At 42.6% G+C, this 26,449-nt stretch carries 22 protein-coding genes and 2 rRNA genes; 17 read left to right on the top strand and 7 right to left on the bottom strand.

The window, feature by feature from the left end; genetic code table 11:
- The 7 genes from J502_RS13100 to J502_RS13070 all read left to right on the top strand — a co-directional run.
- Nucleotides 1–205: ribosomal RNA gene (locus tag J502_RS13100) — 23S ribosomal RNA — on the top strand; the annotation flags it as partial.
- 190 nt (nucleotides 206–395) lie between these two features.
- A 5S ribosomal RNA gene (gene rrf / locus J502_RS13095) occupies nucleotides 396–510 on the top strand.
- Nucleotides 511–865: 355 nt separating this feature from the next.
- Nucleotides 866–2,230, top strand: a complete 1,365-nt coding sequence (locus tag J502_RS13090; RefSeq protein WP_034684430.1) for an MFS transporter — start codon at nucleotides 866–868, stop codon at nucleotides 2,228–2,230.
- Between the two features lie 432 nt (nucleotides 2,231–2,662).
- Complete coding sequence (locus J502_RS13085; protein ID WP_502322088.1) at nucleotides 2,663–3,916, top strand: esterase-like activity of phytase family protein; 1,254 nt, start codon at nucleotides 2,663–2,665, stop codon at nucleotides 3,914–3,916.
- A 94-nt stretch (nucleotides 3,917–4,010) separates the two neighbouring features.
- Entirely contained in the window at nucleotides 4,011–5,207 is a 1,197-nt protein-coding gene (locus J502_RS13080; protein ID WP_034684427.1) for an MFS transporter, read from the top strand.
- 211 nt (nucleotides 5,208–5,418) lie between these two features.
- Nucleotides 5,419–7,812 carry a YgiQ family radical SAM protein gene (locus J502_RS13075; protein ID WP_034684425.1) on the top strand — a complete coding sequence of 798 codons (2,394 nt, stop codon included), beginning with the start codon at nucleotides 5,419–5,421 and terminating at the stop codon, nucleotides 7,810–7,812.
- Between the two features lie 264 nt (nucleotides 7,813–8,076).
- Nucleotides 8,077–8,601 carry a DUF2726 domain-containing protein gene (locus tag J502_RS13070; protein WP_034684423.1) on the top strand — a complete coding sequence of 175 codons (525 nt, stop codon included), beginning with the start codon at nucleotides 8,077–8,079 and terminating at the stop codon, nucleotides 8,599–8,601.
- A gap of 88 nt (nucleotides 8,602–8,689) precedes the next feature.
- On the opposite strand, the gene J502_RS13065 is transcribed toward J502_RS13070, so the two are convergent.
- The 4 genes from J502_RS13065 to mdtD form a co-directional block, all read right to left on the bottom strand.
- Nucleotides 8,690–9,043 (bottom strand): RidA family protein, encoded by a 354-nt coding sequence (locus J502_RS13065; protein ID WP_034684421.1) that lies wholly within the window; start codon nucleotides 9,041–9,043, stop codon nucleotides 8,690–8,692.
- 366 nt (nucleotides 9,044–9,409) lie between these two features.
- The gene (gene dinB / locus J502_RS13060) at nucleotides 9,410–10,465 is read right to left on the bottom strand and encodes a DNA polymerase IV (RefSeq protein ID WP_034684420.1); all 1,056 of its coding nucleotides are present in this window, start codon (nucleotides 10,463–10,465) and stop codon (nucleotides 9,410–9,412) included.
- Nucleotides 10,465–11,217, bottom strand: coding sequence for a glycoside hydrolase family 25 protein (locus J502_RS13055; protein ID WP_034684418.1), 753 nt, complete (start codon nucleotides 11,215–11,217; stop codon nucleotides 10,465–10,467). Before J502_RS13055 ends, dinB begins: the two co-directional genes overlap by 1 nt.
- 65 nt (nucleotides 11,218–11,282) lie before the next feature.
- Nucleotides 11,283–12,689: a multidrug transporter subunit MdtD gene (mdtD, locus tag J502_RS13050; RefSeq protein ID WP_034684417.1), complete on the bottom strand. Its 1,407-nt coding sequence runs from the start codon at nucleotides 12,687–12,689 to the stop codon at nucleotides 11,283–11,285.
- 261 nt (nucleotides 12,690–12,950) lie between these two features.
- Between mdtD and J502_RS13045 the strand changes: the two genes are divergently transcribed.
- Nucleotides 12,951–13,919, top strand: a complete 969-nt coding sequence (locus tag J502_RS13045; protein ID WP_034684415.1) for a hypothetical protein — start codon at nucleotides 12,951–12,953, stop codon at nucleotides 13,917–13,919.
- A 44-nt stretch (nucleotides 13,920–13,963) separates the two neighbouring features.
- Here J502_RS13045 and J502_RS13040 read toward each other — a convergent pair whose 3' ends face one another.
- Entirely contained in the window at nucleotides 13,964–14,587 is a 624-nt protein-coding gene (locus J502_RS13040; protein ID WP_081403958.1) for an LOG family protein, read from the bottom strand.
- Between the two features lie 129 nt (nucleotides 14,588–14,716).
- Here J502_RS13040 and J502_RS13035 point away from each other — a divergent pair, with 129 nt between their 5' ends.
- The 7 genes from J502_RS13035 to J502_RS13005 all read left to right on the top strand — a co-directional run bounded on the left by J502_RS13035 (nucleotide 14,717) and on the right by J502_RS13005 (nucleotide 23,317).
- Complete coding sequence (locus J502_RS13035; RefSeq protein WP_005404518.1) at nucleotides 14,717–14,920, top strand: hypothetical protein; 204 nt, start codon at nucleotides 14,717–14,719, stop codon at nucleotides 14,918–14,920.
- Nucleotides 14,917–16,518 carry a TerC family protein gene (locus J502_RS13030; RefSeq protein WP_005017213.1) on the top strand — a complete coding sequence of 534 codons (1,602 nt, stop codon included), beginning with the start codon at nucleotides 14,917–14,919 and terminating at the stop codon, nucleotides 16,516–16,518. The genes J502_RS13035 and J502_RS13030 overlap by 4 nt, the downstream gene beginning before the upstream one ends.
- Nucleotides 16,519–16,583: 65 nt before the next feature.
- Nucleotides 16,584–17,063: a YchJ family protein gene (locus tag J502_RS13025; RefSeq protein ID WP_034684411.1), complete on the top strand. Its 480-nt coding sequence runs from the start codon at nucleotides 16,584–16,586 to the stop codon at nucleotides 17,061–17,063.
- A gap of 37 nt (nucleotides 17,064–17,100) precedes the next feature.
- Nucleotides 17,101–17,745, top strand: a complete 645-nt coding sequence (locus tag J502_RS13020) for a trimeric intracellular cation channel family protein (RefSeq protein WP_034684410.1) — start codon at nucleotides 17,101–17,103, stop codon at nucleotides 17,743–17,745.
- A 37-nt stretch (nucleotides 17,746–17,782) separates the two neighbouring features.
- Entirely contained in the window at nucleotides 17,783–19,102 is a 1,320-nt protein-coding gene (gene niaP / locus J502_RS13015; RefSeq protein WP_034684408.1) for a niacin transporter NiaP, read from the top strand.
- Between the two features lie 171 nt (nucleotides 19,103–19,273).
- A complete protein-coding gene (gene parC, locus J502_RS13010; RefSeq protein WP_034684406.1) occupies nucleotides 19,274–21,493 on the top strand; it encodes a DNA topoisomerase IV subunit A in 2,220 nt (739 codons plus the stop codon).
- Nucleotides 21,494–21,637: 144 nt separating this feature from the next.
- A complete protein-coding gene (locus J502_RS13005; protein ID WP_005017202.1) occupies nucleotides 21,638–23,317 on the top strand; it encodes a long-chain-fatty-acid--CoA ligase in 1,680 nt (559 codons plus the stop codon).
- 39 nt (nucleotides 23,318–23,356) lie between these two features.
- Here the strand turns inward: J502_RS13005 and J502_RS13000 are convergent, their stop codons facing one another.
- Nucleotides 23,357–23,737: a membrane protein gene (locus tag J502_RS13000; protein ID WP_005017201.1), complete on the bottom strand. Its 381-nt coding sequence runs from the start codon at nucleotides 23,735–23,737 to the stop codon at nucleotides 23,357–23,359.
- Between the two features lie 108 nt (nucleotides 23,738–23,845).
- On the opposite strand from J502_RS13000, the gene J502_RS12995 reads away from it, so the two are divergent.
- Together J502_RS12995 and ppa are read left to right on the top strand one after the other, a co-directional pair.
- Nucleotides 23,846–24,244: an MAPEG family protein gene (locus tag J502_RS12995; protein WP_005022923.1), complete on the top strand. Its 399-nt coding sequence runs from the start codon at nucleotides 23,846–23,848 to the stop codon at nucleotides 24,242–24,244.
- A 118-nt stretch (nucleotides 24,245–24,362) separates the two neighbouring features.
- Nucleotides 24,363–24,899 (top strand): inorganic diphosphatase, encoded by a 537-nt coding sequence (gene ppa, locus J502_RS12990; RefSeq protein ID WP_005017195.1) that lies wholly within the window; start codon nucleotides 24,363–24,365, stop codon nucleotides 24,897–24,899.
- 97 nt (nucleotides 24,900–24,996) lie between these two features.
- Here ppa and J502_RS12985 read toward each other — a convergent pair whose 3' ends face one another.
- Nucleotides 24,997–26,265 (bottom strand): OprD family outer membrane porin, encoded by a 1,269-nt coding sequence (locus J502_RS12985; protein ID WP_005405772.1) that lies wholly within the window; start codon nucleotides 26,263–26,265, stop codon nucleotides 24,997–24,999.
- Nucleotides 26,266–26,449: the final 184 nt, after the last annotated feature.

Genomic DNA, 26,449 nt, shown 5'->3' with positions numbered 1-26,449 from the left:
ACGCCAGTCGCATCGCCGGGTAGCTATGTTCGGAAGGGATAACCGCTGAAAGCATCTAAGCGGGAAGCCTACCTCAAGATAAGATTTCCCCGTGACTTTATGTCACCTAAAGAGCCGTTCAAGACCAGGACGTTGATAGGTTGGATGTGGAAGCATAGTGATATGTGAAGCTGACCAATACTAATTGCTCGTGAGGCTTGACTATACAACACCCAAACAGTTGTATACAAAGCATCAATCGATTCATAAATATGCAATATCCCTTGATTCAGCCTGATGCTGGAACATACAATTCAGACCCAGATCTGCCCGCTGTTAATAACTCATTTGGACTAAAGTACGGCATATACTGCACCGCAGTTAAATCAGACCCGAACAAGTCCATCAACAGTTGTGCTGGCGACCATAGCAAGAGTGAACCACCTGATCCCTTCCCGAACTCAGAAGTGAAACCTCTTAGCGCTGATGGTAGTGTGGGGTTACCCATGTGAGAGTAAGTCATCGCCAGCTCATTATTCTAAAAAAGCCCCCTCATCGAGGGGGCTTTTTTTATGCGGGGGGTTTTATATAAAATAATAGTTAATTTGAGATATCATTTTTCAGTTCAATATCTCTTTAGTCTTATAAATTTGGCTTCTATACTTAAGTAACTGTTAAAATTTATTAATTTAAATATAGACTGGGCAGTTTTTTAAACTTTTTGATTTAAATGTTGATTTTTTATTCAAGTCAAGCTGACATTTTATATCACATCTTCATTTTAATGCTTTTAGGGTATGTTTTTATACCTTTAGGGTTTTAGACAAAAAGTGAATCATAATTCATTTTAGTTGAAATTATAAACTCACAGTGGAGGTGAGAACTAATGTCAACTAACATAATAAATGTCAATACGGTTATTGATCATGCCAAATTTAAGCCCTTTCATATGACTATAGTATTGTGGTGCCTATTTATTGTCATTTTTGATGGTTATGATCTGGCAATTAATGGTGTTGCTCTACCTTTATTAATGCAAGAGTGGAATATGACTGCTGTACAGGCAGGCATGCTGGCTAGTACTGCTTTAGCCGGGATGATGTTTGGTGCAATGCTGTTTGGAATGCTAGCCGATAAGATTGGCCGAAAAAAAGTAATTTTGATCTGTGTCACTTTATTTAGCGGATTTACTTTTTTAGGTGGTTTTGCTTCAAACCCGACTGAATTTGGTATTTTACGTTTTATTGCCGGGCTGGGTATAGGCGGAGTACTGCCTAACTTGGTTGCGCTTACATCAGAATATGCGCCTCAAAAATTAAGAAGTACTCTGGTTACTACCATGTTTAGTGGCTATGCTATGGGCGGTATTATGGCAGCATTATTGGGGGCTCAGTTTACGCCGACCTTTGGTTGGGAGATCATGTTCTATATTGCGGGTATTCCTTTACTGTTTTTACCAATCATATGGAAGTTTTTGCCTGAATCTTTAACTTTTCTGGTTAAAAAACAACAGCAGGATAAAGCCCGTAAGATTGTTCAAAAGATTATGCCTCAGGAAAGTATGACCTTACAGACCCAGCTGGTCTTAAATGAAGTTAAAGTTCCAGATGCCTCAGTTGCAGCTTTATTTAGACAGGGACGTGGTATGAGTACATTGCTGTTCTGGAGCTGTTTTTTCATGTGCCTGCTTATGGTATATGCATTAGGTAGCTGGTTACCGAAACTAATGATGGCTGCTGGTTACTCTCTGGGAAGCAGTTTAATATTTCTGATGTCTATGAACATTGGGGCAGTAATTGGTACGATTGGCGGGGGGATTCTGGCAGATAAATTCCATCTGAAACCGGTGATCATCGGAATGTTCTTGATGGGGGCACTGGCTTTGGTTGGATTAGGATTTAATTCACCACCAGCCGTAATTTATTTACTGGTAGCCTTGGCGGGCGCTTCAGCAATTGGCAGCAGTATTCTTCTCTATAGTTATGTTGCTCAGTACTATCCGTTAGCAGTACGTTCGACTGGAATCGGCTGGGCTTCAGCAGTCGGGCGGATTGGTGCAATTGTTGGTCCGATTTTGATTGGTTTCCTATTGGGTATGGAATTACCACATAAAATGAATTTTCTTGCAGTTGCTATACCGGCAGTCATTGGAGCAATAGCAGTGGCTTTAATTAAAGTTGTACCAATGAGTGATGAGGTAACGGAGCCTGTTATTCCGGTTAAAAAACCGCGTCGCATTGTAGAGCTTTAAAACTGTGATTAAAAAGCCTCAACTGAGGCTTTTTATTTTTATTAAATATTTAGAATAAAATAGAGCGGCCCGATCATCCTGACCGGGCCGCTCTACATATCTGTTTAGATAGTATCATTCGGTACAACCGGAAAAGTTTCCTGTCTATTACTTTATAACTGTTGTTTTATGCATTAGAGATATTCTATCTCTATATATTTTTATATTAGTTTAAAGCTAATAAAGACTATAGCTGTAGAAAGCCTTATATCCTCTAAGCCAGAGATGACAAAAATTTATTATTTTAAAGATAACCAAGTTTTTATGTGACTGGAGATAATTTTCTCTATTTCATTTTCTGTAATAAGATCGTCATTAACTTTTCATCTTATTGTCGTTAGATTTTCATAATTGATTGCTTTAATTGAACAAAAATTTTTATAAGTACATATGATGAATAAGAAACTTCTATCTCTGCTTTGTCTTACAGCTCTCAGTTTAAGCGCCTGTAATGATGATGATGATGATGATGATCAGTTCTCTTCACCAGAAACCCTTACAGTACCCACCCTGATCTCATTTGCCAAACTTCCAGTTTCAACTTATGCAGAAGGCCCCGACTCAGGCGCTGCCGTATCGGGAGCTAATGGAATTTATCCGCCCTTTAAAGGGCAGCCTGTACAGGGTTTCTCAGCTGCAGTTAAAAATAATGATGGCAGTTATATGGCCATGTCAGATAATGGTTTTGGGACTCAAAACAATTCAGCTGACTATTTGCTAAGAATTTATAAAATTAAGCCTGATTTTAAAACCAAGACCAAGGGAACAGGGCAGGTGTCTGTTCAGGATTTTATCCAGTTACGTGATCCGAATAAGTTGGTTCCCTTTGAAATTGTAAATAATAATACACCAGATCGTCTTTTAACTGGGGCGGATTTTGATCCGGAATCAATGCAGCGAGTAGCCGATGGGACTTACTGGATTGGTGATGAGTTCGGACCTTATTTACTGCATTTTTCTGCAGAAGGCGTACTGCTTGATGCCCCTGTTCCTCTTCCGCATCCTTTAATTAAAGGACAGGAGCTACGATCACCACAGAATCAGCTCAACAAGGCAGGAATTAACTATATCGAACCATTGATTCAGCAAAGTGGCGGATTTGAAGGCATGGCACTTTCTAAGGATGGCCAATATCTTTATCCATTACTGGAAAAACCATTAAAAGGTGATGCCAGCGGCCAATTGATTATTTCCCAGTTTGATCTAAAGACTAAATCCTATACCGGAAAATATTATCTGTTCACGCTGGATAGCAAGGCTTCAGCGATTGGAGACTTTCAGCTCTTTAATAATCAGGAAGGCATCATTATTGAGCGCGATGCTAGCCAGAATAATCTCGGTGGCTATAAGAAGCTGATCAGGATCAAGCTGGGTGAGTCCGGCAAGGTAATTGAGCGTGAAGAACTGCTGGACTTAATTAAGATTGCAAACCCGAACCAGCTTTATACTTCGGTACGTGATGGAGACATTGGTACAGGCACACAGTTTGCTTTTCCATTTGAGACTATAGAAGATGTCGTTATTGAAGATGGCCGTACCCTGACCGTATTAAATGATAACAATTTTCCGGGGTCGAGCGGTCGTAATGCTAAACTTGCTGATGATAATGAAATTATCCAGATCCAGTTGCCGAAAGCTTTATATTAGTCTGGAAAAAATATGTAAAGCTCGTCTATGTGAAAATCAAGTCACTTTAAACTGATTTAAACAGGCGTATACTCATCAGGCATAAGGAGCTTTTATGTCTGAATCTGTAGAGTCGCAGTCTTATATCGAGTATGGGACGCGACCTTTTTTTGCTATTCTACTTTCATTGTTTCTGGCAGGCTTTGCCATATTTTCATCATTGTACTGTGTACAGCCAATGATGCCTTTCCTTGCCAAGTTCTTTGCTATCAGCCCGACCCATAGCAGTTTCCCGCTCTCATTCTCCACTATTGCACTGGCACTTGGTCTGTTGTTTGCCGGACTGATTTCAGACCGTTATGGTCGTAAGCAGGTTATGGCAATTTCCCTATTTTCGACTTCAATATTATTGCTGGTCAGTTCTTTTCTGCCTTATTGGGAAGTTTTTTTAAGTACCCGAATGTTAATTGGCCTGGCTGTAAGTGGTGTTGCTTCAGTAGCCATGACTTATATCGGTGAAGAAATTGCACAAAAAGATGTCGGCTTTGCCATGGGGCTATATATTTCAGGGACAGCAATTGGTGGCATGAGTGGTCGTCTCATTGCAGGTGTACTGCTAGATTTTATTTCTTGGCAAACTGCCACAATGATCATTGGTGTGCTTAACCTTATCATTGCTATTGTATTTTATATTGCCTTGCCCGCTTCACGGCACTTCAAGCCTTATCCGATCAATTTTTCGAGGTTTAAGCAGTCATTCACCAAAAATTTGTCAGACTCAAGACTTAGGCTCCTGTTTGCAGAAGGCTTTTTATTGATGGGCTGTTTTGTAACGGTCTTTAACTATATTAGCTATCATTTACTGGAAAAACCGTTTGAACTCTCTCAGACCTGGATTGGCCTGATTTCAATTGCCTATCTTTCAGGCATCTATAGTTCACCGCGGGCCGCAGGGTGGGGTCGTAGATATGGTCGGGGTAAAGTTTTACCAGCCATGTTTATCTGTATGATCTTGGGGTTATGGATTATGCTGATTCCCTCAATCTGGTGCATATTGCTGGGTCTGCTGATTTTTACCTTTTCTTTCTTTGCAGCACATTCTACAGCCAGTAGCTGGGTATCTGTACAGGCTTTACAGTATCGGGCAGTTGGCTCTTCACTTTACCTGTTCTGCTACTATCTGGGTTCAAGTGTATTAGGCAGTAGTGGCGGGCTGGTTTGGGGGAACTGGGGCTGGGGGGGGTTAACGGGGATAATTACCCTGTTTCTCGGTCTCGGTCTCATCATCTCATTACGTTTAAACCGCAGCTGACCCTCTTTTATTATTCTTGTTAAAACTGCGGGTATGAGTATTTTAATTTCAAAAAATCGTTTTTGTACAAAGATTAGCCGATAGAAATTGTATCTCCTTGTTTATACAATTCTTATAGTCAAGAAAGATGAACAGGTTTCATGTTAAAATGATCGGCTTTCATCTTTGATCTTTTTTTGATCTTCCATCTGCCAGCCGAGAATTGCTAGCCATGTCTACTGCTTATACCGCTCAGACTGCGCCAAAAGCGTTGTTTGATTACGACAAATATTGGGCGTCATGTTTTGAACCTGCGCCATTTTTGCCGATGTCACGCGAGGAAATGGATCAACTCGGCTGGGATAGCTGCGATTTTATTTTAGTCTGTGGCGATGCCTATATTGATCATCCTTCATTTGTGTCCGGGATTATCGGACGCGTATTAGAGGCACAAGGTTTTCGGGTCGGTATTATTGCGCAGCCAGACTGGACCAATGCCGATGCCTTCCGCGCGTTGGGTAAACCGAATATTGCCTGGGGTGTAACAGCAGGTAATATGGATTCCATGATCAACCGCTATACGGCTGACCGTAAAATCCGTTCAGATGACGCCTATTCTCCAAACAATGTACCTAACAAACGTCCAGACCGTGCAGCAACTGTTTATTGTCAGCGCTGCCGTGAAGCTTTTCCAGATGTTCCGGTCCTGTTAGGCGGAATTGAGGGATCACTACGCCGCATTGCACATTATGATTACTGGTCAGATAAAGTCCGTCGCTCTATCTTAATGGATTCGAAAGCTGACCTGCTCATGTACGGCAATGGTGAGCGTTCAATTATCGAAGTAATGCATCGTCTGGCCAAAGGCGAAAAGATTCACGAGATTACTGATGTTCGTGGTACAGCATTTATTATTAATAAACATAATCGTGCCTCCAAGGCCCAGTTTATCGAAATTGCCTCGAATGACGTAGATACGGTGGGTCGTGTTGATCCTATCATTAACCCGTATGTAATGACTGAAGATATTGATGGCTGTGAAATTGAAAAAGATAAGGGGAATTCACTAACCCAATATCAGAATTTCCAGAAAGAAATTGTTCATAATCCAATCGTGCGTGAAGGGGACCAGCTTGACCCGGATACACAAATTGTGCAATTGCAGCCAGCATCCAAAGCCATTAAACACAAGTTACCTCCACGTGAGCTGGCAGTAATTCGCTTGCCTTCATTTGAACAAGTTGCAAATGATCAGGTGCTGTATGCCCATGCCAACCGGATTTTGCACCTGGAAACTAATCCTGGCAATGCACGTGCACTAGTGCAGCGGCATGGTGAGCGTGATGTATGGCTAAATCCGCCGCCGATTCCATTGACTACTGAAGAAATGGATTATGTGTTTGCCCTGCCATATGCACGTTTGCCACATCCATCCTATGCCGATGCACGCTTCCCGGCTTTTGATATGATCAAGTTTTCGGTAAACATCATGCGTGGCTGTTTTGGAGGTTGTACGTTCTGCTCAATTACAGAGCATGAAGGACGGATTATTCAAAACCGTTCGGAAGAATCAATTCTGCGTGAGGTTGAAAAGATTCGGGATACCGCGCCGGGCTTCACAGGTATTATTTCAGATTTAGGTGGCCCTACTGCAAATATGTACCGTTTGCACTGTAAAGACCCTGAAATTGAGAAAAACTGCCGTAAACCTTCATGTGTCTATCCGGGCGTTTGTCAGAATCTGCATACTGACCATGCTCCATTGACTCAGCTTTACCGCAAAGCACGGGCGATTAAAGGAATTAAAAAAATTCTTATCGGTTCGGGACTGCGCTATGACCTTGCCGTACTCAATCCCGAATATGTGAAAGAGCTGGTACAGCACCATGTGGGCGGCTATCTGAAAATCGCACCAGAGCATACTGAGAGAGGTCCATTATCGAAGATGATGAAACCTGGTATTGGTACTTATGACCGCTTTAAACAGATGTTTGACCGCTTTAGTAAAGAGGCAGGTAAAGAACAGTACCTGATACCTTACTTTATCGCTGCGCATCCGGGTACAACTGACTATGACATGATGAACCTGGCGGTCTGGCTGAAAAAGAATGGTTTCCGTGCCGATCAGGTCCAGACTTTCTATCCGTCACCTATGGCGACGGCAACGACCATGTATCACACCAGTAAGAATCCACTGGCAAAAGTGGCACGTTATACTGAAGATGTTGATATTGTAAAAGGTGAAAAGCGTCGCCGCTTACACAAGGCTTTCTTGCGTTATCATGATCCAAATAACTGGCCAATGCTTCGTGAAGCTTTAAAAGAAATGGGGCGTCAGGATCTGATTGGTAATTCCAAACAGCATCTGATTCCAACCTATCAGCCGCAAGGGATTGAGGGCGAATATAAATCGGCGCGCAAAAAGAACTCGACAGTAGCTGGAGATTCACAAAAACGTGTTACCGGTGTGAGAGGACAAGGACAAAATCAGGGGCAGAACCAGCGGCCGAAAAAAGGGCAGATGCTGACCCAGCATACAGGTTTACCGCCACGTGAAACAGGTGAGAAGCGCCCTTTTGAATTGACCAAGAATAAGCGTAAAGGTAAATTCAAAACTCCCCATTAATTGGTCAAGGCACTTCGGTGCCTTTATTTTTACACTCGATAATTCCGATACGGATAACATTCGGTAAAGAAAAAACTGTATAAATAAATTGCCTACTGTTTATATGTATTTAAGATAAAACAGATAGGCAGGAATATGACCAACTGACTTGCTCTTACTGCCAAAATCATTTAAGTTGGACCGGTGAGTTTTAAATTTTTAACTAGAATAAAGCGGTTATAAACCGAGCTGATTATAAAAATAGATTAAAGGATTAATATTATTATGTTTTACCTGATTATAGCAGGCCTTATTGCACTGTGTGTTATAGCAGTCATGCTCTTTAACAGACTCAAGCCCCGTGACAAATATGATAGTGCGCTCAAACGCCGTGCAATTTTCAGTCCTGCCCAACAGTTGACTTTTAACCGCCTGCAACAGGTATTACCAGACTACTATATTCTGGCTCAAGTTTCTTTCGATACATTACTCACCACTAAATATAATCATACCCGTATAAAATATCAGCATATGATTGCTGACTTTGTGATTTTAGATCGAGAAAGTCAGATTTTTGCAATTATTGAGATTGATGAGGCATTGAGTTTAAAAAAATTAAAATATCAGCATTATCAGTGTAGTTTACTTGAAACGGCAGGTTATAAAGTGGTGCGTTATAAAGGTGTACCTGAATATGAGCAGCTTCGTTCTGATTTTTTGGGAAAGCTGCCGCTAGCAGGAGTAGCTTCCTCCCGCTCTCCCCGGTTTGAAAATATTATGCACTACCGAGACTGTGTAAGACAGTATTAGTAAAATTAAGCTGTTATTTTAATAAATTCTATAAAACTGTATTAAGACACCCGACAGACGTCAGGTGCCTGTTCTGCTGATCATGAGGTTAGGGTAAAACTGCCGTAACAGTCATTTCAACCAATACATCTGGAGCATAAAGTTTAGCTTCAACACAGGTTCGTGGTGGAGCGGCACCCTCTGGTACCCAAGCATCCCATACTTCATTCATGGCAGCATAATCCTGCTCAATATCTTTGAGAAATATAAGTACTGACATAATATGAGATTTGTCTGTACCTGCCTCAGCCAGTAGCTTGTCAATCAGCTCTAGTGTTTGGCGTGTTTGTCCCTGTATATCTAGACGGGTATCTTCAGCCAGCTGACCGGCCAAATGTACCAGTTGGCCACTAATAGTCACCTCACTAAAGCGTGGAGTGGTATACAGACGTTGTACAGGCATGTTTTACTCGACATTTAATTCATGAATGATGAGTTACCATAACATGCAGCTATTTCTCAGTAAAATTGGAAATGAAAAGTAAACTAAAATCGAATTATTAAAAACAAAAAATGAATGAGAGGAATTATAAGAAAATATTGTGCAGTTTTATATGTTATACCCTGACTGTCGAGTTGCCCTGTAACATTCGGATTTGATCGTCACGCCAATCACAGGACAGCATGCTAAAAGTAAAGGTGATTTCTAGCATCTCAAAGTACATGGATAAATGTACTGCACTGTCTAGAGTACCTTAATCTGTAGAAAAAGCGAGCACAAGTTGCCGGATTTTTCTTCGGTTGATGAAAGAGTAACCAGAAATGGACCTCACCATAAACTCAATTGGTTTTCCTGTTGTGCTTGTTGCAGCTGGTATACGCCTACACCAACCAGACGGAACAGTGAATTTTCACCAATATGCATTTCTTGTAGCAGCAGCTCTACGGCTTGGGCAAACTCTAGTACAGAGCGTAGTGGCAGGCGGAAGCTTTTACTGTGTTGCAGGGGGTGAAAGTTTTTGAGTCGCAGTTTTAAACTGATCCCGCAGGCAACCAGATTCTTATTGATTAGGGATTGCCAGACTTTTTCAACCAGTATTGGCCAGTAAGAATTACATTCCTGCAAACTTAAGTCTCGATCAAAGGTAATTTCCTTGGAAATCTGTTGGCGCTGTCGATTGGCCTCTACCGGACGATGGTCAATCCCTTGGCCATAGAGATAAAGCTGCCGGCCATATTTACCAAAATGCTGAATAAGAAGACTTTCTTCAACCTGCTGTAAGTCTCCCAAGGTATCTAGCTTTAACTGCTGCAGTTTTTGCTGCATGACTTTACCAACGCCCGGGATTTTCTTTAGGGGCAGGTCTTGAATAAAAGCCTGAACCTGATGAGGTTTAATTACACAAATGCCATTAGGCTTGTGCCAGTCGGAAGCAATTTTAGCCAGAAATTTGTTAGGAGCGACGCCAGCTGAAGCAGTCAGATGAAGTGTTTTAAAAATATCTTCACGAATCTGCATTGCTACAGCCGTAGCACTAGGCAGGTTTTTCAGATTTTCAGTGACATCCAGATAAGCTTCATCTAGTGAAACCGGTTCAATTACCGCAGTGTATTGCTGAAAAATGTGATGTATCTGGGCTGAAATAGCCCGATATTTAGCAAAGTCCGGCTCAATCACATATACATCAGGACATAATTTTCTTGCTTGAGTCATCGACATGGCTGAACGCAGACCAAAACTGCGGGCTGGATAAGAAGCGGCCGCCACTACAGCACGGGGGTGGTGGGAGGCAATGACCACAGGCAAATGTACTAGTTCCGGCCGCTCCCGCAGCTCAACTGACGCATAGAATGCATCCATATCGATATGAATAATCTTGCGCATCAGAGTTCAGGACTCAGACCGATATTTTTCAGATAACGCTGCCATTCTGCGGGACTGCCCCGGTAGGCATTCAAATCTACTGGTTTGGGAATTCCCTTAATTTTCCCCTGACGGCTGTACTGCCAAAAGCTCCAGGCACGTTTATCCTTCAGCTCGGGCATTCCGTCGTAATCACGAATCCAGAGTGGGGTATGTGGAAAACTGTCGGTTAGTACCAGATGATAAAAGTTTTTGGATACATAAAATATGGGCGGCTTGCCATAGTGTGTTTTCAGGCGGTCATGCATCAGCTGGATTTCTTTAAGTAACTGCTCCTTGGTATAGGTATTAATACAGTTACTGTCGTATTCAAGATCAATTACCGGAGCAAGCGCATCTGCTTTATGCGGTACAGTCTGTATAAAATTATCGGCCTGTACTGCGCCATTACGGCATAGACGGTAAAAATGATAGGCACCTACACGTAAGCCTTGTTCGCGTGCAGCCAGCCAGTTGTGCTGAAATTTACGGTCCTGAAAATCTCCTCCTTCTGTCGCCTTTAAATAGACAAACTGATAGCGCTTGGGAGAAATTTGTTTCCAGTCAATATCACCCTGATGATGCGAAACATCAAAACCCTGAACAGGGAACTCTTCTCCCGCCTGTGGCCGGTTGCTAAATACACTCAGCAGTATTAAACCCAGTAGCAGCACGCTTCCAACAACGGCCAGCATCCATGACCAGGCAATTTTTGGCGAAATAGTCTGAGGCATAACTTAGCAGGTAATAGGCAGAAGGCTTAAGCATAAACTGCTTCTACTAAAAGTTCGAGTCAAATTCAGGACTCTGGCTGTATCTGCTTTTCATCTGGAACACGCCAAAAGATCAGCATTGCCAAGATATTGATCAGACCGAGACAGATCAGCGCAGAATGAAAGGCCTTGCTAACATCAACTGGACCATAGTAATTGCTAAAAATATTAATCAGTGTACCAGCCAGCGCTACCCCGATACTCATGGAGACCATCTGAATCATGGAAAGAAAGCTATTACCTTTACTGGCATCCTGCTGGGGCAAATCTTTTAGGGTCAGGGTATTCATTGATACAAACTGCAGGGAGTTAAGCAGGCCCATCACCAGAAAATGTAAAGTTCTTAACCAGATGGGTGTATCGGCAGTAGTCAAGGTAAAACTGGCAATAGTTAAACCGACCAGACAGGTATTGGTAATAAGAAAACGGCGATAACCAAATCTTGAAATCAGCGGCCTGATCAGTGGTTTAGAAATCAGGGAACCCAAAACCAGTGGAATCATCATCAAACCGGTCTGTAGCGGACTGATATCAAATGCAACCTGTAACATTAAGGGCAATACAAAGGGAATTGAATTTCCACCGAGCCGTGCAAAAAAGTTACCTAATATTCCAATTGAAAATACAGGATTTTTTCGGAACAGGCTGCTACGGAACAGGGCATTCTGATGCCAGTGTGCATGCGTAGCATATGCCATCATAGCGATGGCTCCTACAGCAAATAATGTCCAGCCTAAGGTATTGGAATAGTTTTCATTAGAAATCACTTCAATAGACAGTGATATACCGACCATACTTAGCACAAGCAGAATAAAACCACTAAAGTCAAATGAACTGACATTGGCTTCGGTGACATTCGGCATGGCTTTAAAGGTCATGATACAGCCGAGCAGTCCAATCGGAACATTAATCAGAAAAATCCAGTGCCATGAAAATGCTTCAACAAACCAGCCACCGAGAGTAGGGCCCATCAATGGCCCAAGCAGCCCTGCCAAGCTCATCAGGCTCATGGCTGAGAGGAATTGTGTGCGCGGAATAATTTTCAGCATAGATAGCCGGCCAATGGGCAAAAGCAAAGCAGCACCAGCGCCCTGAATTACCCGGAAAAACAACAGCTGGTTCAAGTTTTCAGACAGACCACAGCCCAGTGAAGCTAGGGTAAAAATTACAATGGCTGAAAGATAGGTATTGCGCACACCAAAACGGTCAGCCAACCAGCCACTTAGTGGAATACAGGCTGCCGAGGCCAGCACATAGGCCACCACTACACTATGCATCTTGAGCGGGTCTTCATTCAGCTGCTCGGCCATTGCCGCAATTGCTGTATTGACAATGGTGGTGTCCAGACCTTGCATGAAGAAGCCGATTGATACCAGAAAAACTAAAAGACGGTATTCAGCTTGTACAGGTTGATGCTCAGCGGTAACAGCCATAATATTATAAATAATGATATTTTTTTGATAGTTTATCGAATCTAGAATAAAAGTCCTGTAGTGCTCTGTACTTTCTCAGTAATGATTGATTTGCAAATAAGCCTCACATTAAAATATTTTATTTATTCTTTAAAGGTAAACCTCTCAAAAAATTCTCGTCATCAGAATGTCATGAAGCTGCAATAAAAATGTCATAATCTTGTCACAGCCGACCGCTTGGGGCAGTCGTGATACTTATTCTTCAAGAGAATCCTGACCTCTATGACAATCGAAATTTTTATGATTGTAGGCTTCTGTCTAGCAGCTTATTCAATTGTCGGAAATGATGTGCCACAAACCTTAGGTACGTTTATTTCATCCAATGCACATCGTCCCTGGTGGGTACTGTGGTTATATACCAGCAGTATTCTAGCGGTAGTGCTGATGTATGGCTGGTGGACTTCGGGTATCGGCGATGCTTCTTATGGACGTCTGGAAACCATTCCTTTTCCTGAAGAAGGAATTACCTGGTTATATATAGTTCCTCCCATATTACTGATTCTGCTCACGCGCTACGGTATTCCGGTCAGTACTACTTTTCTGGTTCTTACTATTTTCTCGCCAAGTAGTCTGGGTTCAATGCTGACCAAATCGATGATGGGTTATGCAGTGGCTTTTATTGTGGCAATTTTGGTTTATCGTTTTGTTATTAAAAGAATCTCTATTTATTTTAGCCAGACCCGGCATCATCCTACTCCCAAATTCTGGATTGGTCTGCAATGGGTCTCGACTGCATTTTTATGGAGCCAATGGCTGATTCAGGATCTGGCCAATATTTTTGTCTATGTTCCCCGTGTGGTTCCTCTTGGTTTTATGATATTTGCCATTTCGGTCTTTATTATTTTGCTAGGCGTCATTTTTTACCAGCGCGGCGGGAAAATCCAGAATATTATTGATACCAAAACGGGTGTAGCAGATATTCGCTCAGCCACCATTATTGATTTTATCTATGCCTTTATTCTGCTGGTGTTCAAGGAATGGAGCAATATTCCGATGAGTACCACCTGGGTCTTTTTGGGTCTCCTGGCCGGGCGTGAGTTTGCCATGTCAATGCACCTGGTTGAAGTAAACCGGCACCGGACTTCACGCAATGTCAGTAAAGATGCCATGAAGTTGCTCTTCGGACTGGCTGTAAGCGTACTTTTGGCAACCACCTTACCTTGGCTCTATCAGCTCATTTCGGAGACATAATATTAAAAAAAACGGGCCTAAGCCCGTTTTTTACAGTTAGTTGACTAAATTGCAAAGCGGCTTGGACTGTTCAGGTTCTTCATTGCATTAAAGATGGCTTTACTGTGTTCACACACTACAATTTTGGCGCGATGCTGAGCAGGCAGAAAACCTTCTTGTACTGCATGATCCAGCTGGTTGATCAGTGCATTATAAAAACTATTTACATTATATAAAATCATCGGCTTCTGGTGCTGATTCAGCTGCCCCCAAGTGGCAATTTCCAGAATCTCTTCAAAGGTACCCAAACCACCCGGCAGGGCAACAAAAGCACTGGCTCGTTCTGCCATGAGTGCTTTACGTTCATGCATGCTTGCAACAATATGCAGCTCTGTTAGCTGGTTATGGGCAATTTCATAATCCAGCATAAATTCTGGAATTACCCCTACGACTTCACCGCCAGCTTCCAATACGCTGTCAGCCACTTGACCCATCAGGCCGATACTGGCACCGCCATAAACGATGCCAAACCCATGTTGTGCCAGTCCTTGGGAAAGTTCAATTGCTTTTTCACGGTAAATTGGATTGTTGCCCGGACGCGAACCACAATATAAAGCTACCAAATGCTGAGTTGTTCTTGGTTCAGGATTAACTGGGGCATTTCTCATTTCTAGTACACTATTCATCATTATATTTTTACCTTAGCATGTTCTTTTTTCTCGCTCTAGCTCTAGCTTAAGTAAAAAATATGACATCTTCAGTAGAAGGCTATAATGGTTTTAGATAGGGTTTGTATCAAGTTGGTGAAGAGCACAAGATTGAAAAACAAAAAAGATGAATTTCTAAAAAATCTTGCCTATACTGAAAATCTGTTAAACAACATATTGATCAACATGGGCAGTGGTTGTAGTCGCTCCGAATATCCTGACTTTTATAAAGAAAAAATAGTGACCCGAATCCGGGACTTCAGTAACAGTTCTCCAAGAGAAAGTGTAAGTCGCCAGCAGGAGCATGTTCAATGATTTTTGAATGGATGTCTGATCCTTCTGCTTGGGTAGGCCTGGTTACTCTGGTCGTTCTGGAAATTGTACTGGGTATTGATAACCTGGTATTTATTGCCATTCTGGCTGAAAAACTGCCGCCACATCAGCGAAATACCGCGCGTATTTTGGGTCTGATCCTGGCTCTGGGGATGCGGCTGATCCTGCTTGCTTCTATTGCCTGGGTGGTCACCTTAACTGATCCTCTCTTCCATATTTTTGATCATCCGTTTTCCGGCCGTGACTTGATTCTGCTGTTCGGTGGGGTATTCCTGCTCTTTAAGGGGACTATGGAACTGCATGAACGGATTGAAAGTAATCATGCACATAAAGAAGAAAATCCGGTACATGCGGCTTTCTGGATGGTTATTGTCCAGATTGTTGTGCTTGATGCGGTATTCTCGCTTGACAGCGTGATCACGGCAGTAGGCATGGTGAAAGAGCTTTCGGTCATGATGATTGCAGTCATTATTGCTGTGGGAATCATGTTGTGGGCATCTAAACCACTCATGGAGTTTGTCAATCGCCACCCGACCGTAGTGATCCTGTGTCTAGGCTTCCTGATGATGATCGGCTTTTCGCTGGTGGTTGAAGGCTTTGGCTTCCATATTCCAAAAGGCTATCTGTACGCTGCAATTGGCTTCTCGGTGCTGGTAGAAATGGTCAACCAGACCATGCGTCGTAACCAGGAAAAGCTGGTAACCACCACCGATTTACGTTATCGCACTGCCTCAGCAGTGATGCGGATGCTCGGTGGTAAAAATACCAGCAATAGTAATGAGTCACCATCAAACGAGCCGGAAGATGTGCTGGCAACACGCGCTTTTGCCGATGAAGTCTTTGATGAAAAAAATGGTGTATACCACAGTGTAATGGTACAGGGCGTACTTGGACTTGCCGAAAGACCGGTCAAATCCGTGATGACTCCACGTCCAGAGCTTGAATGGATTGATCTGGATGAAGATGCTGAAGTCATTAAAGAGCGTCTCTTAAGCATGACACATTCCCGCCTGATTGTGGCGCATGGAGAGCTTGATAATATTGCCGGTATTGCATTGACCCATAAGGTCCTGAATGAATACATTGAAACCGGGACTCTAAATTTCGAAAAACATCTGCGTGAACCGGTGATTGTGCATGAAAATGCTCAGGTTCTGATGGTAATGGAACAGTTACGTCAGGCACCCTTACAGATGGCAATTGTTTTAAATGAATATGGTTCTATTGAAGGTATCGCTACACCGATTGATGTACTTGAAGCCATCGCCGGTGAATTTCCAGATGAAGATGAGCTGGAAGCGGCTGCAGAGAGCCTCGAGGATGGTTCACTGATGCTGGAAGGCTCAACCGATATTCGACATGTTTCCTTATTGCTGGGCCGTAATTTGGTTGACGAAAGTGAGCAGTATTCAACGTTATCGGGTTATATGCTGTATCACTTGGGCCACTTACCTGTAAATGGTGAAAAGCTACTGGCAGATGGGCATATCTTTGAAGTGGTCACCATGGACGGTCATAAAATTGAGAAAATCCATATTATGACCAGTGACCAGCCGGCATCTGATGAAGAATATCGTTAGAAGCTGCATTAGAAAATTCGCTACAATAGCCCCTTCATAAGGGCTATTTTTTTTGGATTCAGCTTATGTCAGGCGCATCATGTCCATGCGGTAAAGGCTTATATAAAGATTGCTGTGAACCTCTGCATAGTGGCAAAACCCGAGCGGTACATGCTGAACAGCTCATGCGTTCGCGCTACAGTGCTTTTGCTTTGCAGCAGATTGGCTATATCGTAAAAACTACAGCATCTGGTCAACAGCCTTATCTCGAAGTGGCTGCTATACAGCAGTGGAGTGATACAAATCGCTGGTTAGGACTTGAAGTAATCAACTTTAAAGAAAAGCTGACCAAACATCATGCTGAAGTCGAATTTAGAGCTCATTATCATGATGGCCAGCAGCCACAACTTCATCATGAAATATCGTATTTTGCGCAGCAGGCTGGGCAATGGTTTTTTCTGGACCCGACGGTTGATATGCCGGTTACCATGAAACAGCCATGTATTTGTGGTTCAGGTAAAAAATTTAAGCAATGCTGTGCCCCTTTTCTGGCAACTTTAACTTAAAATAGCGCTATTTTTAGCCTGGATGGAACACAGGGCAATGCTTCTCACTATAATTTATATTATTGCAATTACAGCCGAAGCCATGACTGGCGCTTTATCTGCCGGGCGACGCAGCATGGACTGGTTTGGTGTAGTGCTGATTGCCTGCGTGACTGCATTAGGAGGGGGGTCGGTCCGGGATGTGCTATTGGGTCATTATCCTCTCACTTGGGTGAAACATCCTGAATATTTGGTGCTGACCTGTGCAGCTGCTTTTTTTACCATTTTGATTGCTAAATGGATGCGTCATTTACGGAATATCTTTCTGGTTCTGGATGCCTTGGGCCTTATTGGTTTTACTATTATTGGCTGTCAGATTGCCCTGCAAATGGGACATGGTTTCGTGGTTTCGGCAGTTGCAGGAGTGCTTACCGGGGTCTCTGGTGGTATTTTGCGAGATATTCTATGTAACGACGTGCCTCTAGTATTCCGCCGTGAACTGTATGCCAGTATCTCTTTTGTTGCAGTGATCTGCTACTGGGGCTGCCTGAATCTGGGTTTATCGCTTGAACTGACAGTGATTGCAACTCTGGTATTTGGCTTTACCTTGCGGTTGATTGCTATTTATTTTGGTCTGGAAATGCCAAAATTTATTTATAAAGATGAAGATGATAGTTCAGCCTCTTCTAAAGATTTGTCCTGACCATCAATCAAAACTTGAATTACCAGAGTACTGCAGCATGGATTTAGTCTCAAGAGTACAGCGCCTGCCAATTGGCAGATTTCATTATACCCTGTTATGGGTAGTGGGTCTGGGCTGGATGTTTGACGCCATGGATACCGGAATTATTGCTTTTATCATGGCGACTCTGGTCAAGGACTGGGCACTGACACCGGTACAGAGTGGCTGGGTTGTTAGTATCGGCTTTGTAGGAATGGCCATTGGTGCTGTCTTTTCAGGAGGGCTGGCTGACCGTTTCGGACGGCGTACAGTATTCGCGACTACGCTGGGAGTTTATAGCGTGGCTACCGCACTTTGTGCTGTAGCACCGAATCTTACCTGGTTGCTGATTTTTCGTTTTATTGTGGGGTTGGGGCTGGGAGGGCAGTTACCGGTTGCAGTAACACTGGTCAGTGAATATGTACCGGCACATGTGCGTGGCCGTTTTATTGTACTGCTGGAAAGCTTCTGGGGTTTAGGTTGGTTGGTAGCAGCTCTGATATCCTACTTTATTATTCCTAGCTTTGGCTGGCACGTGGCTTTCTTAATTGGTGGACTGCCTGCTTTATATATTTTTATTATTCTTAAAAAAGTACCGGAATCTATCCCTTATCTGATTAACCGTGGCCGGATTAATGAGGCGCATATATTAGTACAGCAACTAGAACGCCAGTGTGGTGTAGAGGTAATAGAAACACTAGAGGTTCAACCGGTTGCTAGCCAGAAAAGTGTTTCGTTCAAACAGCTCTGGTCAGGGCAGTTTGCGCGTCGCAGTCTGATGTTATGGCTAATCTGGTTTGGGATCGTCTACTCTTATTATGGAATTTTTACCTGGTTACCTAGCCTGCTGGTTAAACAGGGTTATAGTATTGTCCAGTCCTTTGAATATGTCCTGATTATGATTTTGGCCCAGCTTCCAGGTTATATTGTGGCAGCCTGGCTGGTCGAGAAATTAGGCCGTAAAATCACTCTGGCGGGTTTTATTGGGTTTTGTGCAGTCTCGGCCTATTTCTTCGGTCAGGCTTCTAGTGTCAGTATGATCATGTTCTGGGGCTGTCTGATGTCTTTCTTCAACCTCGGCGCATGGGGCGTACTCTATACATATACCCCGGAACAGTATCCGGCCAATATCCGGGCTTTTGGTTCAGGCTGGGCTTCAGCCGTTGGCCGCATGGGCGGCATACTGGCGCCACTGGTAGTGACACAAATGATGGTAGCAGACCATGGCTTTAGCCATGTGTTCCTGATGTTTACATTGGTCCTGGTTACTGTAGCGCTGGTGATCATTATTCTGGGTGAAGAAACCAAGGGTAAAACACTGGAGTCAATTGGCCTGTAAAGTTGGGCTATCTCATGGTTTTCCGGTTGCCTAAAAATTCTAAAACGTTTAGTTTCACATCATAAGACATAAATTGTCGCACTGTATTCCGGCATACTCTTGTGTATCTGGCAGGTGCGGCATAGCATAAGAACCCAGATAAAAACGATTGATTTAGGATTATAGGTTGTTATGACAAGCCTTGCGCATCATGCGACAGAAAACCGCTCAGTAGCAGAATTTACCGAACAGGCTTACCTGAACTATGCCATGTATGTAATCATGGATCGTGCCTTGCCGCATATTAGTGATGGCCTTAAACCTGTTCAACGCCGTATCGTTTATGCTATGAGTGAACTTGGTCTGAAACACAGTGGCAAGCCAAAAAAATCCGCGCGTACAGTGGGTGATGTGCTGGGTAAATATCATCCGCATGGTGACTCGGCCTGTTATGAAGCTATGGTATTGATGGCACAACCGTTCAGCTACCGTTATCCGTTTATTGAAGGCCAAGGTAACTGGGGTTCACCGGATGATCCAAAATCATTTGCAGCCATGCGTTATACCGAAGCGAAGCTGTCCCAGTATAGTGAAGTATTATTATCTGAACTTGGGCAGGGCACAGTAGAATGGCAGGATAACTTTGATGGCTCGCTTAAAGAACCGGTAACCTTGCCTGCCCGCGTACCTAATATTCTTATGAATGGTACTACAGGCATCGCGGTTGGTATGGCAACAGATATTCCGCCGCATAACCTGCGTGAAGTCATTAAGGGAACTATTGCATTAATCCGTAATCCGAATACCAGCGAGGCCAAACTGGCCGAGTATATTCCAGGGCCTGACCTGCCGACTAAAGCTGAAATTATCACCTCAAAAGATGAACTGCTAAAAATCCAGTCTACCGGGCGTGGCAGTTATCGTATGCGTGCAGTGTATACGGTCGAAAAAAATGAAATTATTATTACCGAGCTGCCTTATCAGGTTTCAGGCTCCAAAATTATTACCCAGATTGCTGACCAGATGCAGGCCAAAAAGCTGCCATTAGTTAGTGATCTTCGGGATGAGTCTGATCATGTCAATCCGACCCGCCTGGTCATTGTCCTGCGCTCTAACCGGGTAGATGCCGACACCGTGATGAGCCATCTGTTTGCTACTACGGATTTGGAAAGTAGTTACCGCGTCAATCTGAACATGATTGGTGCCGATGGGCGTCCACAGGTTAAATCTATCCGGAAAATCCTGCTGGAATGGATTGAAATCCGTAAAGAGACAGTTACCCGCCGACTGCAGTATCATCTCAACAAGATTGAAAAACGTCTGCATATATTGGCCGGACTTTTAATTGCCTATCTGGATATTGATACTGTAATCCGCATTATTCGTGAAGAAGATCATCCCAAGGCCGTACTGATTCAGACCTTTAAAATTGATGAAACCCAGGCTGAGGCAATTCTTGAATTAAAACTGCGGCACTTGGCCAAGCTTCAGGAAATGGAAATCCGTCAGGAACAGGATGAGCTTTCGGCACGTGCTGCTCTTATTCGTGAACAGCTGGCTAATCCTGAGTCTTTAAAGAATCTGATTATTGGTGAATTAAAAGAAGACGCCAAAAAATTTGGGGATGAGCGCCGTTCTCCTATTGTGGAGCGTGAAGGTGCGGTTCAGATGCGTGAACAGGACCTGATTCCGGCAGAACCAGTCACTGTAATTCTATCAGAAGCAGGCTGGATTCGCTCTGCTAAAGGTGCAGATGTCGATGCAGAAAAACTTAACTATCGTGCTGGAGATCAGTATTTAAGTCATGCTTCTGGTAAAAGTAACCAGCGTGTTTATATTCTGGATGAAACCGGCCGGAGTTATGCACTGGCTATCAACAGCCTGCCTTCTGCAAGAGGTCTGGGAGAACCGCTCAGTTCTAAACTTTCTCCAGCGAATGGTGTTTCCTTTATTCAGATACTGGTTGAAGAAGATGATCAGGAAATTATCGCGATTAGTTCTAAGGGTTACGGCTTTAAAACCCAGGCAAAACAGCTGGATACTAATGCCAAAGCCGGTAAGGCATTTCTCAGTATTCCTGAAGGTGGCAAAGCTTTACCGTTACTGGTAAATCCAGATTGCTCTCATCTGGCCTTATTAACTGATACAGGCCGCTTGCTGGTCTTACCCGTGTCAGAATTGCCAAGTCTCAACAAGGGTAAAGGAAACAAGTTGATACAACTTGAGCAGGACGAGCAGCTATTATCTATGACAACTTTGAATTTAAATGAAATAATTCAGGTAATTGCAGGTCAGAAAATTCTTAATATAAAACCGGGCGATTTAAATAAATACTTAGGAAAAAGAGCGTCTAAAGGGCAACTTCTGCCAAGAGGATATCAAAAAGTAAATAGACTCCTGATTCAAAGATAATACTAGCATCCATGTTCATAAATACGTTATATATGTGAATGTATTCGTGAAGATGGATGCGATGATCGAGCATAAACAAGTTAAAAAATAGGCTCGTCATTGAAAAATATTTGACTAAGGATATTGATTGGAGAAAATGGCATTATGGAAAAGATTTGGTTCGCTGAATACCAAAAGACAGGGATACCGGAAACTGTAGAATTACCCCCAGAAGATACCTCGCTGGTCGATATTTTCGAACGTAATTTCCAAAAGTTTGGTACACGTGACGCCTTTATCTTTATGGATAAAGCCATGTCCTTTAATGAACTTGAGGAAGCAAGCCGCAAGTTTGCTGCCTATTTGCAAAGCTTGGGGTTAGCAAAAGGCACACGTGTTGCGGTTATGATGCCAAATGTCCTGCAATATCCTGTTGTTGCACTCGGTGTATTCCGTGCCGGCCTCATATTAGTCAACGTCAACCCGCTTTATACAGCGCGTGAACTTGAACATCAGCTGAATGATTCAGGTTCTGAAGTATTGGTTATTGTAGAAAACTTTGCTTCTGTCTATCAGGCAATTATTGGTAAAACACCAGTCAAGCATGTGGTGGTTGCTTCGGTAGGCGACATGCTGGGTACCTTGAAAGGCACACTGGTAAACTTTGTCCTGCGCAAAGTACGCAAGCAGATTCCAGAATGGAATATTCCGGGGCATATCAAGTTTAATGCAGCACTGGCAAAAGCTAATCCAAGCAATTATAAGCGCCCCAATCTGACCTTAAGTGATACTGCAGTTCTTCAGTATACGGGCGGAACTACAGGGGTATCCAAAGGCGCCGAACTGACACATCGGAATCTGGTTGCCAACATGTTGCAATGTGACGGTATTTTTCAGAGCAAATTTGGTGCAACAGATGGGGACAAAAATGACCGTATTTTCTGTGCGCTACCGCTTTATCATATCTTTGCATTTATGGTTTGTGCCCTGTATGGCATGTATAAAGGCCAAGCAAACGTTCTGATTCCTAACCCGCGTGATCTACCAGGCGTTATTAAAGAGCTGCGTAAATATCAGCCATCATTCTTCCCGGCGGTTAATACACTGTTCAATGCACTGGTGCATAACGAAGAGTTCAAGCAGCTTGACCATAGCAAAATGAAAATGGCTATGGGGGGCGGTATGGCTGTACTGCCATCTACGGCTGAAGCCTGGAAACGGGTTACCGGAACTACTATCATTGAAGGTTATGGCCTGTCTGAAACCTCACCAGTGGCAACTGCTAATCCACCAGCCTCTACAGAATTTAGCGGCACGATTGGTATCCCACTGCCATTAACAGAAGTGGCTATTCTGGATGATGATGGTAACGAAGTTGCTTTGGGTGAGCAGGGAGAAATCTCGATCCGTGGTCCACAGGTAATGAAAGGCTACTGGAATCGTCCGGAAGAAACTGAAAAAGTCATGACTAAAGACGGCTTTTTCCGTACCGGTGATATCGGCATCATGAATGACCGGGGCTATGTAAAAATTGTAGACCGTAAAAAGGATATGATTCTGGTTTCTGGCTTTAATGTTTATCCATCTGAAATTGAAGAAGTGATTGCTAAACATCCTAAAGTACTGGAAGTGGCTGCTATTGGTGTGGCAGACGAGAAATCAGGTGAAGTGCCTAAACTGTTTGTGGTTAAAAAAGATCCTTCCTTAACAACTGAAGAAGTTCTGGCATTTGCTAAAGAAAATCTAACCGGTTATAAACGCCCGCGTTATGTGGAGTTTATGGAAGAATTGCCAAAATCAAATGTTGGTAAAATCCTGCGTAAAGATTTACGAAAAACTGCTTAAAATAAAAGCGCCTTCGGGCGCTTTTTTATTGCTCCAAAATTATTTTTTCATTAACCACCGGTCAAAATAAGGCCGTCCAATACCCACTATACCGAGAAAAATAAACATCGTACCAAACTGACGACTTAAACCTGAAATATGAAGAGTTTTATAGGTCAGAAAGTTATCAATCAGACAGTAGATGAGTACAATGACCAGCCAGTGCCAGAGTGGTAAACGTTTAATACCAACTGCATAAAAGGCTATAGTCAGGATAATAAAAGTACCCAGCCAGGATGCCCAGTTCATATTGGCACAGATAACACTCAGTAAAAATGCAGTAATAGGCAGTACGATCTTAAAAACGCGGTCAACTTGACGCTGATGCTGCTGCTGTTTCTCCAGCACTTCAAACATATCTTTTTCATCAGGTGCTAACATGCCGTGTTCACTCATCAGATTTATAAAAACACTATATTTAACAAAATTTGTCGCTAAAACACCATGCTATGATATATCTTTCACTGGGAATTGATGAGAACAATATTCATGCATGGCATAAGCGGGATCATTTATATCATTTTAGCAGCTTGTCTGTTGCCCTATGTATTTACAGGCATTGCCAAGATGGCTGGTGGATTTAAAGCCAGAGATAACCAGAATCCACGTGAATTTCTTGCCCAGACCAAAGGTGTTGCTGCCAGGGCCAATGCGGCACAGCAGAACAGTTTTGAGAGTTTACCGCTTTTTATTGCGGCAGTGTTAATGGCAGAGTACATGGTCGTACCACAGGGCATTATTATGACCTTAGGTTTGGCCTATCTGGTGTTACGGGTCATCTATGGTATTTGTTACCTGGCCAATCTGGCCATGTTGCGCTCGATCATCTGGTGCCTTTCACTACTCTGTCCAATATTTCTGCTGATTATTACCATCAAGATTAGTTGATTAAAGCATTGCTCAGATAAATCTTCATTTTTAGTGAGCTGGCGTTATAATTTCATCGGTTTGATCCTGTCCGTAATAGTGACAGGATCTGAAGACTTCACTGTTAAAGAGTACGGCTATGAGCTACAGCAATATCCCAGCGGGTAAAGATGCACCAAATGACATCTATGTAATTATTGAAATTCCTGCAAATGCAGCACCGATCAAATATGAAATTGATAAAGACTCTGATGCACTATTTGTAGACCGTTTTATGGGTACAGCCATGTTCTATCCAGCGAACTATGGTTATGTGCCAAATACTTTATCGTTGGATGGTGACCCACTAGATGTATTGGTTGTTACGCCATATCCGGTTGAGCCAGGTTCAGTTATTCGTTGCCGTCCAGTCGGTAAATTGAACATGGAAGATGACGGCGGTGTAGATGCCAAACTTGTTGCTGTACCACACGAAAAGTTAACGCCAATTTATAAAGACGTTCAAGAATATACCGATCTGCCACCTTTATTGATCAGCCAAATTGAACATTTCTTCCAGCACTATAAAGATCTTGAACCAGGTAAGTGGGTTAAGTTAAGTGGTTGGGAAGGTGCAGATGTAGCTAAACAAGAAGTGTTGAGCTCAATTGCTGCCTATGCTGAAGCAAATAAATAATTTGTTTTAGGCCCGGCGTTCTTATTCTGATAATTAAGGACGCAATAAAAAAACCTGCATAATGTGCAGGTTTTTTTCACTTAAATAGTTCTAAAAATTAAAATAATTTCACAGGAACATCTAAGAATATACGCCATTCATTAGTATCACCAATGTACATACCTTGGTATGCATCACTTGCTCGATAGTACGAGTTACGGATACGAAGGCTTGCATCTTTAGCAAAACCAGATTGAACGGTATATTTTACCTGATTGAAGAATTCACGTTCTTGAGAATCATCCGTAGTTGGAGTTTTGATATCCCAGCCGTAAACAAATGCAGTCGTCCAGTTTAATCCCGGTATACCGTAGTCATTGAAGTTAAGATTGTATTGAACTTGAGCTGACTTTTCATGGTTTCCAATGAAGTCAGAAAGGTATGAGTTTGGCAAATAGATACTTTGGAAACCATCAGCATTATAAGCATAGTCATAACCAGTATTGCCTGTATTTTGCTGATAGGCGAGCATTACCGTATGCGCGTTCTGGTTATAAGTTCCAGAAATTGCCCAAATATTATTTGAACGGTCTGCCGGATTACTTGCTGTCGTATAACCAGTTACTGCATCTCTATCCCATTCAGTGTGATAACCACTGAAGTCATAAGTAATAGAACTGTCATTAGTTAAAGGCAACTTGTAATTAGCATTTACATAGTGACGCTCTAATTTATCCTTAGAGTCTAAACCATAATATGAAGCATTGAGCTGGTCATTAAACTTGTACTTGGCGCCCCAAACTACTGCACGATCAAGGTTGTTTTCGTCTGTAGAAATCTGATCCGACATCTGGTCTTTAGTAAATTTACCGGCAATCAGTTCCAGATTTTCAATTTCACGGCTGTTTGCCAGTACACCTGTAAAGTATTCAGGGACCAAGCGTGCAGTGTTACTTGCCAGTACGGGCAAATCCAGAACTTGAGTACCATAGCGGACTGTGGTGTTAGACATACGAGCTTTCACACTTGCGCCACCACGAGCCCAGTGGTCATAAGGTTCCCCATTACTGTCACGAGGAATCATATTGTTAGCAGAGTTTTTATTATCCCCGATTTTAAATGATAAATCACCGACAGCTCCTACCCCGAAGCCAACGATACCTTTAGTAAAACCAGACTCTAAATTAAAAATGGCTGTTTGTGCCCATGAACTTGTGTCATGAACACCATTTTTTTTATCACGGTAAAGATAACCGTTGCGGAATAAAACTGATCCTTCAGCATCTTCGACAAATCCTTTCGCTTCACTTTGTTCGCTAGCGTAGACTGAGGTTAGGCCAATAGCATGAATTAGAACTGCTAAAGTAAGTTTTTGGACTTTTAGCATTGGAGCCTCATAAATAAGATAAATTACTATTTTGTTTAGAAAAAACACAAAATCAGGTTAGATTTTATATAAAGTTTATAAAAAAATAACGTTTTTATTATCTTTATTACACTAAAGTTATGCAATATTTACATTTATAATAATTTAAGTAATCTTTTAAAAAACTCATTATAAGATGTTTTAT

This window comes from Acinetobacter sp. 1294596 (genome assembly GCF_000582925.1).
GTDB lineage: Bacteria > Pseudomonadota > Gammaproteobacteria > Pseudomonadales > Moraxellaceae > Acinetobacter > Acinetobacter radioresistens.
Note: the sequence above shows the minus strand (reverse complement) of the source record. Positions and strands in the feature narration are given on the sequence as shown.

Bases quoted from the DNA above. Each gene is read 5' to 3' on its own strand.
- J502_RS13085 (WP_502322088.1), top strand. From the start codon at position 2,663: ATGAATAAGAAACTTCTATCTCTGCTTTGTCTTACAGCTCTCAGTTTA.
- J502_RS13045 (WP_034684415.1), top strand. From the start codon at position 12,951: ATGACAATCGAAATTTTTATGATTGTAGGCTTCTGTCTAGCAGCTTAT.
- J502_RS13020 (WP_034684410.1), top strand. From the start codon at position 17,101: ATGCTTCTCACTATAATTTATATTATTGCAATTACAGCCGAAGCCATG.
- J502_RS13090 (WP_034684430.1), top strand. From the start codon at position 866: ATGTCAACTAACATAATAAATGTCAATACGGTTATTGATCATGCCAAA.
- J502_RS12985 (WP_005405772.1), bottom strand. From the start codon at position 26,265: ATGCTAAAAGTCCAAAAACTTACTTTAGCAGTTCTAATTCATGCTATT.
- mdtD (WP_034684417.1), bottom strand. From the start codon at position 12,689: ATGGCTGTTACCGCTGAGCATCAACCTGTACAAGCTGAATACCGTCTT.
- dinB (WP_034684420.1), bottom strand. From the start codon at position 10,465: ATGCGCAAGATTATTCATATCGATATGGATGCATTCTATGCGTCAGTT.
- J502_RS13055 (WP_034684418.1), bottom strand. From the start codon at position 11,217: ATGCCTCAGACTATTTCGCCAAAAATTGCCTGGTCATGGATGCTGGCC.
- J502_RS13080 (WP_034684427.1), top strand. From the start codon at position 4,011: ATGTCTGAATCTGTAGAGTCGCAGTCTTATATCGAGTATGGGACGCGA.
- J502_RS13040 (WP_081403958.1), bottom strand. From the start codon at position 14,587: ATGATGAATAGTGTACTAGAAATGAGAAATGCCCCAGTTAATCCTGAA.
- niaP (WP_034684408.1), top strand. From the start codon at position 17,783: ATGGATTTAGTCTCAAGAGTACAGCGCCTGCCAATTGGCAGATTTCAT.
- ppa (WP_005017195.1), top strand. From the start codon at position 24,363: ATGAGCTACAGCAATATCCCAGCGGGTAAAGATGCACCAAATGACATC.
- J502_RS13005 (WP_005017202.1), top strand. From the start codon at position 21,638: ATGGAAAAGATTTGGTTCGCTGAATACCAAAAGACAGGGATACCGGAA.
- parC (WP_034684406.1), top strand. From the start codon at position 19,274: ATGACAAGCCTTGCGCATCATGCGACAGAAAACCGCTCAGTAGCAGAA.
- J502_RS13000 (WP_005017201.1), bottom strand. From the start codon at position 23,737: ATGTTAGCACCTGATGAAAAAGATATGTTTGAAGTGCTGGAGAAACAG.
- J502_RS13025 (WP_034684411.1), top strand. From the start codon at position 16,584: ATGTCAGGCGCATCATGTCCATGCGGTAAAGGCTTATATAAAGATTGC.
- J502_RS13065 (WP_034684421.1), bottom strand. From the start codon at position 9,043: ATGCCTGTACAACGTCTGTATACCACTCCACGCTTTAGTGAGGTGACT.
- J502_RS13070 (WP_034684423.1), top strand. From the start codon at position 8,077: ATGTTTTACCTGATTATAGCAGGCCTTATTGCACTGTGTGTTATAGCA.
- J502_RS12995 (WP_005022923.1), top strand. From the start codon at position 23,846: ATGCATGGCATAAGCGGGATCATTTATATCATTTTAGCAGCTTGTCTG.
- J502_RS13030 (WP_005017213.1), top strand. From the start codon at position 14,917: ATGATTTTTGAATGGATGTCTGATCCTTCTGCTTGGGTAGGCCTGGTT.
- J502_RS13075 (WP_034684425.1), top strand. From the start codon at position 5,419: ATGTCTACTGCTTATACCGCTCAGACTGCGCCAAAAGCGTTGTTTGAT.